Origin of the sequence: Pseudonocardia sp. EV170527-09 (genome assembly GCF_008369905.1) — a bacterium.
Taxonomy (GTDB): domain Bacteria; phylum Actinomycetota; class Actinomycetes; order Mycobacteriales; family Pseudonocardiaceae; genus Pseudonocardia.
Map to the genome: position 1 here is coordinate 25,082 of NZ_VRMC01000059.1, position 12,044 is coordinate 37,125.

Here is a 12,044-nt window from a genome sequence, read left to right on the forward strand (position 1 = left end):
TAGCAAGCGGGACCGGCACCCCGGTGCGGCTTTCCTCTCAGCCCAGGGCGAGCCGGGCGGGCTGGACCGATCGCGTGATCCGGCGCACCGCCTGCACCGCGATCATCCCCGCGGCGACCGCCGCGACGACGGTGACGGCGATCGGCCGGTCGCCTGCCACGATGCCGAGCAGTGCCCAGCACAGCGCCCCGGCGAAGCCGGCGAACCCGGTGGTGGAGCCGACGACCGACAGCACGACCGCGGTGAGGAGCACCAGCAGCAGGATCGCCGCGACCTGCGGGAGCACCCCGTCCGAAGGCAGCCCGACCGCGACGCCGGCCGCCATCAGGCCCAGCACCAGCGCGGCCGAGGACCAGCCGAGGTAGATCGCCAGCGGCAGCCGCGTCGTCAGCCGTTCCGGCCACCCGTCGGCGACGCTGCGGGACAGTCGCCCGTACACGACGCCGAGCGCGACGACGAGCAGGACCAGCAGCACCTCGGCGGTGACCACCCACCGGTTCGAGAAGGCCGCGATCCACAGCGGGTTGAGCACCGCGGTCGCCGCGACCCACCAGCCGATGCGGCGGTGCACCTCGCGGCCGCGCTGGCCGGGCAGCAGGGCGTAGCCGGCGTAGACCAGCACGCCCAGGTAGATCGGACCCCAGATGGCGAACGCCCAGCCCGCGGCCAGCAGTGGGGTGTCGTAGTCGCGCGCGACGGCGCCGATCGCCGACCCCCCGAACGCCGACACGAGCACCTGCAGGATCGCCAGGACCGCCACGACCACCCCACGGACCAGATCCGCGGTCGTCGGGCGGGGGGTCAGCACGGTCATGACCCACATGGTGGACCGCGGCGGGGGCCTCTGCCATCCGGCTGTCGGGGGGAATCGATCACTCCCGCGGGCCGGGGGTCAGGCGAGCGGGAGGAAGAACAGGTGCACGTCACGCGCGTCCTCCGGGGAGAGCCGCACCCCGTTCGGCAGCCTGCCGTACTCGACGAAGCCGCGTGCGGCGTAGAACGCGGGCAGCGGGGTGCCGCCGCGGGCGCCGAGGGTCAGCATCGCCAGGCCCGTCTCACGGGCGTGGGCGACGGCCGCTCCGAGCAGGACCGTGCCGAGACCACGTCCCTGCAGGTCCGGGCGGACCATGAGGCGTTGCACGTCGGCGCGGTGCGCGGCGATGCCGGTGTTCGGGACCAGGAGGACCGTGCCCATCGGGGCGGTCTCCTCCCCCAGCACGAACATCCGGGAGGCACCGGAGCGGACGGCGTCGACGGTCTGCACCGCCAGTGCGCGGATCTCGTCCGGGGCGGCGCCGGGCACGAAGTCCACGGCGCCGCCGGCCTCGGTCACGGCGATCCAGAGATCACCGAGCGCGGCGGCGGCGCCGGGGTGGGGCTCGACGACCCGGCGGACGGCCGGGACGCCTGTGGTCACAGGTTCGGGAACCAGAGCTTGATCTCCCGGGCGGCCGACTCCGGGGAGTCCGAGCCGTGCACGAGGTTGGAACCGGTCTCCAGGGCGAGGTCGCCGCGGATGCTGCCGGGGGTGGCCTTCTCCACCGGGTCGGTGCCGCCGGCGATCTGCCGCCAGGCGGCGATGGCGCGGGGGCCCTCGACGACCGCGGCCAGGACCGGGCCGGAGGTGATGAACGACAGCAGCTCGGAGAAGAAGGGCTTGCCGTCGTGCTCGGCGTAGTGCTGGGCGGCCAGCTCACGGTCCACCGTGCGCAGGTCGAGGGCGACCAGATCGAGGCCCTTGCGCTCGATGCGCGAGACGACCTCGCCGACGAGCTTGCGCGCGACGCCGTCGGGCTTGACCAGGACGAGAGTGCGTTCAGTCACGCTCGACAGGGTAGCGACGACCCGACCGGGGCCCGTCACCCACCGTCACTCGCCTGCTGCGACGGCAACGTCCCCGCCGCCATCCGCCGGGCCACCTCGCGCCGCATCCACACCAACACCGCCCAGACGACGATGAACACGGCCGCGATCACCACCAGCGACGGCAGGAACACCAGCGCCGCGACGAGCAGGGCCGCCTGCAGCACCAGCGCGGCGGTGAGACCCCACGGCCGTCGCTGCACCCCCGACGCCAGGATCATCGCGACGGCGATGCCCGCCACCACGCCGAAGCCGAGCGCGGTCGATCCGGTGCCGAAGCGCGGGAGCACCAGCAGCGCCAGGAGGACGACGATCGCCTCCAGGATCAGCGTCGCGGCGAACACCCCGCGGGCGCCCTTCATCGGGTCGGTGGGCGGCGGCCGCACACCCTCGGGCACGCCCGGGACGTCGCTCACTCCGGCTCCTTCCCGAACAGTGCCCGCGCCTCGCCGACGGTGACGACCGACCCGGTGACGACGACGCCGACCCCGGACCCGCCCGCCTCCTCGGCGATCTCCCGCGCCTGCTCGACGGCCTCGGCCAGCGACGGCTCGACGCTGACCCGCTCGGAGCCGAACACCTCGGCCGCGAGCGCGCCGAGCGTGTCGGGGTCCATCGCGCGCGGCGAGGAGTTGGTGGTGACGACGACCTCGTGCAGCGCGGGCTGCAGCCCCTCCAGGATGCCGCGGGCGTCCTTGCCCTCCAGCACCCCGATCACGCCGACCAGCCGGGTGAAGCGGAACTCGGTGCCGAGCGCGCCGGCCAGCGCCTGCGCCCCGGCCGGGTTGTGCGCGGCGTCGAGCAGCACGGTCGGCCGGTCCGGCCCGCCCTCGACGGGTTCGAGCCGCCCGGGCGAGCGGACCGAGGCGAACGCGGCGCGGACCGCGTCGGGATCGAGAGGCTGCGCGGTCCCGGCGCCGACGAGCGCCTCGGCCGCGGCCAGCGCGACCGCCGCGTTCGACGCCTGGTGCTCACCGTGCAGGGGCAGGAAGATCTCGTCGTAGCGGCCGGACAGTCCCTGCAGCTCCAGACGCTGCCCGCCGACGGCGACCTCCCGCTCCACCACGCCGAACTCGGCGCCCTCCCGCGCGACCTGCGCGCCGACCTCGGCGCAGCGCTCCAGCAGGATCTCGGCGACCTTCCGGTCCTGCGCGGCCAGGACGGCGACCGAGCCCTCCTTGATGATCCCGGCCTTCTCGCGGGCGATGTCGGTGATGTCGTCGCCGAGGTACTCGGCGTGGTCGAGCCCCACCGGCAGGACGACGGCGACGTGCGCGTCGGCGATGTTGGTGGCGTCCCACCGCCCGCCGAGCCCGACCTCGATCACCGCGGCCTCGACCGGGGCGTCGGAGAAGGCGGCGAAGGCCATCCCGGTGAGCACCTCGAACTTGCTGAGCGCGGGCGCGTCGCCGCGCTTGGCGTCGACGAGCTCGACCAGCGGCTCCACCTCGCGGTAGGCGGCGACGTAGCGCTCGGGGGTGACCGGCCGGTTGTCGAGGTTGATCCGCTCGGTGGCGCGCTGCAGGTGCGGGCTGGTGTAGCGCCCGGTCCGCAGCCCGATCTCGGTGAGCAGCGCGTCGACCATCCGGGAGGTGGAGGTCTTGCCGTTGGTGCCGGTCAGATGCACGATCGGGTAGCCGCGCTGCGGGTCGCCGAGGGCGTCGCACAGGGCCTGCATCCGCTCCAGCGACGGCTCCATCACCGACTCGGGCCAGCGCCGGTCGAGCGCCGCGTCGACGGCGAGGAACTCGGCGTAGCCGGCGACGGTGGACTGGGCCGGGACGACGTCGGGGTCCCCGCTGCCGCGGATCTCGTCGAGGACGGCCGCGATCACCGCCTCCTGCGCGTCCGCCGCCGGGGCGTCACGGTCGTCCCCGCCCTGCGCGGCGATGTCCGACCGGTCCTCGCCGTCGGCGGGGTCGGTCCCGTCGTCGGCCTCGTCCCCGTCGTTCGCGTCGTCGTCCGGGTCGGCGGCCCGGTCGGTGTCGTCGTCCGGGTCGCGGTCGTCCTCGGTGTCGCGGCCGAAGCCGCCCTCGGCCCACCGGTCCCCGCCGTAGGTCGGCGAGTCCTCCTCGGTGAAGTCGTTCCCGAGGTCGTGACCGTAGTCGTCGTTCTCCCTCGCCACGGCGGGATCAGGCCTCCGGGAGCGCGGCGAGCCGCGCGGTGATGCGGTCGATGTCGGCGACGGCGGTCGCGTGCCGGGCACGGATCCCGTCGACGACCTCGGCCGGCGCCTTCTCGGTGAACTTCGGGTTGCCCAGCTTCTTGTCCGCCTGGTCGCGCTCCTTCTCCGCGGCGGCGAGGTCGCGGCCGAGCCGGGCCCGCTCGGCGACGACGTCGATCGCCCCCGAGGTGTCCAGTTCGACGGTGACCGGGCCGCCCGAGGTGGCGACCTCCAGGCTCGCGGTGGTGGAGAAGCCGTCTCCGGCCGGGTCGAGGCGGGTGAGGAAGCGCAGCGCGCGCTCGTGCGCGGCCAGCCCGGCGTCGCCGAGACCGGTCAGGCGGGCGGCGACGGCCCTGCGGTCGGGCAGCCCCTGCTCGGTGCGGAACCGGCGGACCTCGGTGATGACCTTCTGGGCGTCGGTGACCCGGGCGGTGGCGGCCGCGTCGACCGGCGCGCCGGTGTCCCCTGCCGTCGGCCAGGCCGCGGTCACGACGGTCTCGCCGCCGGTCAGCGCGATCCACAGCGCCTCGGTGACGAACGGCGCGATCGGGTGCAGCATCCGCAGCAGCGCGTCGAGGACGTGCCCGAGGATCGCCCGGGTGCCCGGCTCGGTGGCCGGGTCGTCGAGCTGGGTCTTGCACAGCTCGACGTACCAGTCGGCCAGCTCGTCCCATGCGAAGTGGTAGAGCCCCTCGGTCGCCTTCGCGAACTGGTAGCCGTCGAGCAGCTCGTCGGTCTGCGCGCGGACCTCGGCCAGGCGGCCCAGGATCCAGCGGTCGGCGTCGGTGCGGTCGGCCTCGGCGGGCAGCGGCAGGGCCGGGTCGGCCCCCTTGGACAGGGCGAACCGGGTGATGTTCCAGAGCTTGGTCGTGAAGTTCCGGGACCCGGCGACCCACTCCTCCGACAGCGACATGTCGGTGCCCGGGTTGGAGCCGCGGGCGATGGTGAAGCGCAGCGCGTCCGCGCCGTAGGTGTCGATCAGCGCGAGCGGGTCGATGACGTTGCCCTTGGACTTCGACATCTTCTTGCCGTGCTCGTCGCGGATGAGCCCGTGCAGATAGACGTCGCGGAACGGGGCCTTCCCCATCACGTAGGTGCCGAACATCATCATCCGGACGACCCAGAAGAACAGGATGTCGTAGCCGGTGACCAGGACCGAGTTCGGGTAGTACTTCGCCAGGTCCGGGGTCTCGTCCGGCCAGCCGAGCGTGGAGAACGGCCACAGCCCCGAGGAGAACCAGGTGTCGAGGACGTCGGGGTCCTGGCGCCAGCCCTCGCCGGACGGCGGCTGCTCGTCCGGTCCGACGCAGACCACCTCGCCCGCCGGGCCGTACCAGACCGGGATGCGGTGTCCCCACCACAGCTGCCGGCTGATCGTCCAGTCGTGCATGTTGTCGACCCAGTCGAAGTACCGCTTGGCCTGCTCCTTCGGGTGCAGGACGGTCTCGCCGGAGCGGACGGCGTCCCCCGCCGAGCGGGCGAGCGGCTCGACCTTGACGAACCACTGCAGGCTCAGCCGCGGCTCGATCGGGACACCGGTGCGCGAGCAGTGCCCGACCGAGTGCAGGTACGGCCGCTTCTCGGCGACGATGCGCCCCTGCGCCCGCAGCTCCTCGCGGATCGCGGTGCGCGCCTCGAACCGGTCCATGCCGTCGAAGCGGGTGCCGGTCCCGGCGATGGTGCCGGTCTCGTCCATGATCGTCGGCATCGGCAGGTCGTGGCGACGGCCGACCTCGAAGTCGTTCGGGTCGTGCGCCGGGGTGATCTTGACGGCGCCGGAGCCGAACTCCGGGTCGACGTAGTCGTCGGCGACGACCGGGATCATCCGCCCGGTGATCGGCATCTCGATCTCGGTGCCGACCAGGTGCCGGTAGCGCTCGTCGTCGGGGTGGACGGCGACCGCGGTGTCACCCAGCATCGTCTCGATCCGGGTGGTCGCGACGACGACCGAGGCGTCGCCGTCGCCGTAGCGCATCGAGACGAGCTCGCCCTCGGTCTCGATGTGGTCGACCTCGATGTCGGAGATCGCCGAGCGCAGCGCCGGGGACCAGTTAACCAGGCGCTCGGCCCGGTAGATCAGCCCGTCGTCGAACATCTTCTTGAAGACGGTGGCGACCGCGCGGGACAGTCCCTCGTCGAGGGTGAAGCGCTCGCGGGACCAGTCGACTCCGTCGCCCAGGCGCTCCATCTGCCCGAGAATCGAGCCGCCGGACTCGGCCTTCCACTGCCAGACCTTCTCGACGAACGCCGCACGGCCGATCGCGTGCCGGTCCGGCTCCCCCGCGGCGGCCATCCGGCGCTCGACGACCGACTGGGTCGCGATCCCGGCGTGGTCCATCCCGGGCAGCCACAGCGCGTCGCGCCCCTGCATCCGGGCGCGCCGGGTCAGGACGTCGATGAGCGTGTGGTCCATCGCGTGGCCCAGGTGCAGGCTGCCGGTGACGTTCGGCGGCGGGATGACGATGCAGAACGGGTCGGCGTCCGACGACGGGTCGGCCCGGAAGTATCCGGCGTCGACCCAGCGGCGGTACATGTCGCCCTCTACCTCGCCCGGGGTCCACTTGGCGGGCAGGTCGGCGGTACGCGCTGGCAGGGTCTCGGTCACATGTCAAGTCTACGAGTCGACGGCGACCCGGTTCCCGGCCCCCGGACCGCCGCGCTCAGGACCGGAAGTGTGCCTTGGGGATGACCCCGTGCACCCCGACCGTCCGGTCCACCACCTGCGAGACCGCGAAGTCGGCGGCCGCGGAGAGGTAGGCGTACGCCGTCGCCCGGTCCATGCCCCGGTCGTCCTGCAGGAAGTCGAGTGCGTTGACCACGGCCCGGCGCATCGCGACGTCGAGGTCGGTCCCCTGGCCGCCGATGCTCCCGTCCGGGTCGGAGAGCCCGATGGGCACCCAGGCGTCCGGGGTCTCGCCGAACGGGTAGCCGAAGGCCACCGAGGGAGCCGTGCCCTCCCCCGGCCGGCAGACGGTGAGCCGGAACGTGGCACGCAGTGAGCCCTCCAGCGCGGTCAGCGCGACCTCCCCGTCGCCCATCGCCAGGTGCGGATCGCCGACGTGGAACAGCGCTCCCTCCGCGCGGACCGGCAGGTAGAACGCCGAGTCCGGGCCAAGCAGCCGGATGTCGATGTTGCCGCCGCCCAGGGTCGGCGGGATCGAGTTCAGCTCCGGGGCGTTCTCGGCGTCCGCCGCGGCGTGGGCCACCCCCATGGTGCCCATGAACGGGCGCAGCCCGAACGACACCTCCCGGCCCTCGCCGAAGGGCAGGTAGGCCTCCGGGCCGTCCGCGCCGTCGCGGACGGCGGTGAAGACCGAGACGTTGCCGTAGCGCTCGGGGTCGCCGGTGGCACGCCCGTCGGCGGCCGGTGGCGGCATCACCTCGTCGAGGGTGATCCCGGCGGGCGGCGCGCCGGACGCGGTGCGGCCGAGCGCCCCCTTCCCGTGCCTGCTGGAAACCACGCCGTAGGGCACCCGGGGCACCGCGGACAGGGTCTCGACCTTGAGGACGTCGCCGGGGCGCGCGCCCTCGACGAACACCGGGCCGGTGATGACGTGCGGGCCGTCGGCGTCGAAGTCGCGGGGGGTGCGGCGGTAGTCCCTGGCGACCGCGACGGCGTCGGACAGCACGCCGTCGGCCGGGACCCCGTGGCGCCCGAACCAGGCGACCGGGTCCCGCCCCTGGTCCTCCAGGATGCCCTCGTGGGAGACGGTGTCGATGGTGACCGTCTGCCCCGACCGCATCGTGAGCACCGGGGCGGCCCCGATCGCCGGGACGTAGCCCCAGCGCACGTCCGCCGGGTCGGACCCGAGGTAGTGGTCGCCGGGGATGTCGCCCACGCCGGGCTGCAGCGGCCCGTCCGGCAGGGTCGCCGCCACCGGGGCGGGGGTCACGGAGGCACTGCAGCCGACCAGTCCTCCGGCGGCGGTCACGGCCGCGGCCGCACGGAGGAAGTCGCGCCGGCCGAGCGCGGCGAGCAGCGGGCGGGGATCGGGGGGAGCCATGTCCTCACCCTCACCCGCGTCCGTTACGTCCGGATCACCGCTCGTTTACGCCCGGCCCGTGGGCAGCAGCAGGCACCAGGGCCGCGGCCATCCCAGCACCGCCGCGACGGCCGTCGGGTCCCCCCGGCGGAGCAGGCCGGGATCGAGGGCCCGCACCCGGCCGGAGCCGGGCTCGTAGACGCGCCACCGGCCGTCGTCATCGATGCCCAGGACCAGCACCCAGTGCCGCGGCAGCCACCGGGACCCGACCAGCAGCGGGACCGGGCCGACGGCGGCGGGTACCGCGGCGAGCGCGTCGCGGGTCGCCGGGCGGATCCGGAACGGTCCGGCGGCGGGCGCGTGCCGGCGCAGCCACGCCCGCATCCCCCACGGCGTCGTCCCCAGCGCACGCGGCCAGAGCCGGTTGGCCTGGCGGTGCGCGGTCCGCTGCGCGGTGGCGAACCGGCCCGCCACCGCGCCGGGCCACCCCGAGCCGGTCAGCGCCGCGGTCACGACCAGCACCGACGGACCGCAGGTGACGCCGTCGACCTGGCCGCCGAGCAGGGTTCCGACGGCCGGGTACCGCGACGTCTCGTCGTCCACACCCCGGAGCCTGCCCGCCCCGGGCGCGGACGGCATCACGGCGCACCGTGGCGGCGGTCCAGCCGCACCGAGACCAGGGCCAGGACGACCGCGCCGGCCACCAGCGCCGCGCCGACCAGCGGCGGGGCGGTCAGTCCGAGGCCCCCGGCGATGGCGAGCCCGCCCAGCGCCGGGCCGAGCGCGTTGCCGACGTTGAACGCCGAGGTGTTGGTCGCGCTCGCCAGCGTCGGCGCCGCCCCGGCCAGCGCGAAGACCCGGGCGTTGAGCGGGGCCGCCGCGACGAAGGCGACGAACCCCAGCCCGACCGCGATCGCCGGTGCCGCTCCGGGCAGCGTCGCCGTGGTCCCCAGCAGTGCGAGCAGGGTCGCGGCACCGCACAGCGCCCCGAACAGCGTCGGCCACGGATGACGGTCGGCCAGGCGACCCCCGAGCAGGATCCCCCCGATCGAGCCCAGCCCGGCGCCGAACTGCACGACGGGCACCCACCCCGGGGCGAGCCCGGCCACGAACACGAGCAGCGCCGCGAGGTAGGCGAGCAACGCGATCATGCCCGCCTGGTAGAGCGCGGTCGTGCCCAGCGCGACCCACAGCCGGAGCCTGCGGAAGGTAACGAGCTCGGCGGACAGCCGTCGCGGCGGCTCCCCGCCCCCGCCGCGCGGGACCAGCGCCCCCACCCCGGCCACCCCGAGCAGGGCCAGCACCGCGATCGCCCAGAACGTCGCGCGCCAGCCGAACTGCTGACCGAGCACGGTGCCCAGCGGGGATGCCGACGACGTTCGACACCGTCACCCCCGCCAGTAGCCGGGACAGCGCCCGCGCGCGGTCACCGGGCCCGGCCGAGGACACGGTCACCACCGCCGCGACCGCCCAGAACCCGCCGGTGGCCACCGCCGTCAGCACCCGGACCGCCATGAGCAGGGGGTAGTCGGTGCACAGCGCCCCCACGACGTGCAGCACGGCCACGGCGAGCAGCATCGCGACGAGCGTCGTGCGCCGGGGCAGCCGCAGCGTCGCCACTGCCGCGGCCGGGGCCCCGACGACCATCCCGACCGCGAACCCGGAGATCAGGTAGCCGGCTGCGGGGATGTCGACGCCGAGGTCCGCGGCCACCTCGGACAACAGGCCGGTGAGGACGAACTCACTGGTCCCGAGGACGAACACGCAGAGCGCGAGGACCGTGACCACCCGCGGTACGGGGCGGCGGTGGACACCGGCTGTCGTCGTGCTCGCCATGCCCGCACCCCGGCACGGTGACGACGCCACCGTCATCCGGTTTCCGGGCCTAGGCTCGCCCGCATGACCGTTCTGACCCCCGAGGTCGTCGAGTTCCTCACCCACGGCACCCGCACAGGGATGCTCGGCTGGACGGCGAAGGACGGGCGTCCGCTCGTCGCGCCGGTCTGGTTCCTCGTCGAGGACGACGCGATCGTCTTCAACACCGGCACCGAGACCGCGAAGGGCAAGGCCATCGTCCGTGACCCACGTGTCGCGCTCACCGCCGACCTGCCCGAGCCGCCGTACGCGTTCGTGCAGGTGCAGGGCATCGCCGAGACCAGCAAGGACCCCGACGAGCTGCTGCGCACGGCGACCGCGCTCGGTGCCCGCTACATGGGTGCCGACCGGGCCGAGGAGTTCGGGCAGCGCAACGGCGTCCCCGGTGAGCTCGTCGTCCGGATCCGCCCGTCGAAGGTGATCGCCCACCTCGACATGACGGCCTGATCCTTGACCTGAAGCCCGGTTCACCGTCCACCGTCGCGGCGGCGATGAGTTCCGATGACGCCGCCGGTCCATCCCACGGAGAGGACGGTGGACCATGGCGCAGCTCGACCTCCGGCACGGCGCCCAGCGGGTGTTCGCACACCTGCTGGTGAGCACCCTGGTGGTGTCGGTCGTGAACTTCACGGTGTGGTTCGCCGTGACGTTCTGGGTGTTCCTGGAGACGGGGTCGGTCGCGGCGACCGGCATCATCGCGGGGGTCTTCCTGGTGGCGACGGCGCTGACCGGCATCCCGTTCGGCGGGGTCGTCGACCGGTTCGGCACGCGCGCGGTCATGCAGGTCTCGGCGGCGGTGTCGGCCGTGGTCTACGCGCTGTGCCTGGCGCTGCTCCTGCTCGCGCCCGCCGACGCCTTCCGCGATCCCACGAGCCCACTGCTGTGGACGCTGGTCGTCGCGCTGATGCTGGGGGTGATCGCCGGGAACCTGCGCACCATCGCGCTGCCGACGCTGGTCACCCTGCTCGTCCCGGCGCCGGTCCGGGACCGTGCCAACGGGCTGGTCGGCACCGCGACCGGGGTGTCCTTCCTGGTCACCTCGGTCGCGTCCGGGCTGCTCGTCGCGGTCGACGGGATGCGCACGGTGCTCGTCGCCGCGCTCGTCGTGCTCGTCGTGTCGCTGCTGCACCTGGCCCGGGTCCGGATCCCGGCCGTCCCCGCACCGGCCGGTCCGGCCGTCGCCGTGACCGTCGACGAGCGGGGCGGGCTCGACCTGCGCGGCACCGTCCGGCTCGTCGCGAGCGTGCCGGGGCTGCCCGCATTGATCGCGTTCTCCTGCGTGAACAACCTGCTCGGCGGGGCGTTCATGGCGCTGATGGACCCCTACGGCCTGTCCATGATGTCGGTCGCGGCCTGGGGGCTGCTGTGGGGCGTGCTGTCCGCCGGGGTGATCGTCGGCGGGCTGCTCGTCGCCCGGATCGGGCTGGGCAGCCGCCCCGTCCGGACCCTGCTGCTGGTCAACACCGTGCTGTGGGCCGCGACGATGCTGTTCCCCCTGCACGCCTCGATCGTCCTGCTGGCACTGGGCATGGCGGTGTTCATGCTGCTCATGCCGTTCGCCGAGGCCGCCGAGCAGACCGTGCTGCAGCGGGTCGTGCCCTACGGGCGACAGGGCCGGGTCTTCGGGTTCGCGCAGAGCGTGGAGCAGGCCGCGTCGCCGCTGACCGCGTTCCTGCTGGCGCCGTTCACCGAGCTGGTGGTCGTGCCGTTCATGAGCGACGGCGGCGCCGGTGCGGCCGCGATCGGGTCGTGGTTCGGCACCGGCACCGCGCGTGCGATCGCCCTGGTGTTCGTCGTCTGCGGCGCCCTCGGTGTGGTCCTGACCCTCGCCGCCCTGGCGAGCCGCCCCTACCGGCGGCTCTCCGCCGCCTACTCCGCCGCGCCGGCCACGGACCCGGACACCACCTGCGACACCGGTGACCGCACGGCCGGGGCCCCGGCCACGCCCGTCGCGGTCCCGACGGCCCCGGCCGTCCTGGCCGCGACGACCACCGTCCCCGCACCCGCCGTCGCGGACCGGCGGCCCACGGACCCGGACGCCGTCCCTCCGGCGTGACCCGCCGCCCCGCAACCACACCCCGTGGCCGACCGGCCGGGGACGCGGCGGCGGGGACCGTCAGGTCCGGCGGAGCGTGGTCGTCCAGAGGGAGGCGCCGGTC

The 12,044-nt window shown here is 74.3% G+C and carries 11 protein-coding genes and 1 pseudogene; 2 read left to right on the forward strand and 10 right to left on the reverse strand.

Annotated elements, in window-relative coordinates; translation table 11 throughout:
* Positions 1-37: 37 nt before the first annotated feature.
* The 10 genes and pseudogenes from FVA95_RS18350 to FVA95_RS33945 form a co-directional block, all read right to left on the reverse strand.
* The gene (locus FVA95_RS18350) at positions 38-814 is read right to left on the reverse strand and encodes a hypothetical protein (RefSeq protein ID WP_149665292.1); all 777 of its coding nucleotides are present in this window, start codon (positions 812-814) and stop codon (positions 38-40) included.
* Positions 815-892: 78 nt separating this feature from the next.
* Positions 893-1,417 carry an N-acetyltransferase gene (locus tag FVA95_RS18355; RefSeq protein ID WP_149665293.1) on the reverse strand — a complete coding sequence of 175 codons (525 nt, stop codon included), beginning with the start codon at positions 1,415-1,417 and terminating at the stop codon, positions 893-895.
* Positions 1,414-1,824 (reverse strand): nucleoside-diphosphate kinase, encoded by a 411-nt coding sequence (gene ndk, locus FVA95_RS18360; RefSeq protein ID WP_149665294.1) that lies wholly within the window; start codon positions 1,822-1,824, stop codon positions 1,414-1,416. The genes FVA95_RS18355 and ndk overlap by 4 nt, the downstream gene beginning before the upstream one ends.
* 35 nt (positions 1,825-1,859) lie before the next feature.
* A complete protein-coding gene (locus tag FVA95_RS18365) occupies positions 1,860-2,279 on the reverse strand; it encodes a DUF4233 domain-containing protein (RefSeq protein WP_308188004.1) in 420 nt (139 codons plus the stop codon).
* Complete coding sequence (locus FVA95_RS18370; RefSeq protein ID WP_149665295.1) at positions 2,276-3,988, reverse strand: folylpolyglutamate synthase/dihydrofolate synthase family protein; 1,713 nt, start codon at positions 3,986-3,988, stop codon at positions 2,276-2,278. Before FVA95_RS18370 ends, FVA95_RS18365 begins: the two co-directional genes overlap by 4 nt.
* 7 nt (positions 3,989-3,995) lie before the next feature.
* Positions 3,996-6,632: a valine--tRNA ligase gene (locus tag FVA95_RS18375; RefSeq protein WP_149665296.1), complete on the reverse strand. Its 2,637-nt coding sequence runs from the start codon at positions 6,630-6,632 to the stop codon at positions 3,996-3,998.
* A 55-nt stretch (positions 6,633-6,687) separates the two neighbouring features.
* Complete coding sequence (locus tag FVA95_RS18380) at positions 6,688-8,031, reverse strand: acetamidase/formamidase family protein (protein WP_149665297.1); 1,344 nt, start codon at positions 8,029-8,031, stop codon at positions 6,688-6,690.
* 45 nt (positions 8,032-8,076) lie between these two features.
* Entirely contained in the window at positions 8,077-8,613 is a 537-nt protein-coding gene (locus FVA95_RS18385; protein WP_149665298.1) for a hypothetical protein, read from the reverse strand.
* 35 nt (positions 8,614-8,648) lie between these two features.
* Complete coding sequence (locus FVA95_RS33035) at positions 8,649-9,362, reverse strand: MFS transporter (RefSeq protein ID WP_240051575.1); 714 nt, start codon at positions 9,360-9,362, stop codon at positions 8,649-8,651.
* A gap of 64 nt (positions 9,363-9,426) precedes the next feature.
* Positions 9,427-9,882, reverse strand: a pseudogene (locus FVA95_RS33945) (MFS transporter); the annotation flags it as partial.
* A gap of 27 nt (positions 9,883-9,909) precedes the next feature.
* Here FVA95_RS33945 and FVA95_RS18395 point away from each other — a divergent pair.
* A complete protein-coding gene (locus FVA95_RS18395) occupies positions 9,910-10,332 on the forward strand; it encodes a PPOX class F420-dependent oxidoreductase (protein ID WP_149665299.1) in 423 nt (140 codons plus the stop codon).
* A gap of 94 nt (positions 10,333-10,426) precedes the next feature.
* The gene (locus FVA95_RS18400) at positions 10,427-11,941 is read left to right on the forward strand and encodes an MFS transporter (protein ID WP_149665300.1); all 1,515 of its coding nucleotides are present in this window, start codon (positions 10,427-10,429) and stop codon (positions 11,939-11,941) included.
* Positions 11,942-12,044 lie beyond the last annotated feature (103 nt).

Bases quoted from the DNA above. Each gene is read 5' to 3' on its own strand.
- FVA95_RS18350 (WP_149665292.1), bottom strand. From the start codon at position 814: ATGACCGTGCTGACCCCCCGCCCGACGACCGCGGATCTGGTCCGTGGG.
- FVA95_RS18380 (WP_149665297.1), bottom strand. From the start codon at position 8,031: ATGGCTCCCCCCGATCCCCGCCCGCTGCTCGCCGCGCTCGGCCGGCGC.
- FVA95_RS18395 (WP_149665299.1), top strand. From the start codon at position 9,910: ATGACCGTTCTGACCCCCGAGGTCGTCGAGTTCCTCACCCACGGCACC.
- FVA95_RS18400 (WP_149665300.1), top strand. From the start codon at position 10,427: ATGGCGCAGCTCGACCTCCGGCACGGCGCCCAGCGGGTGTTCGCACAC.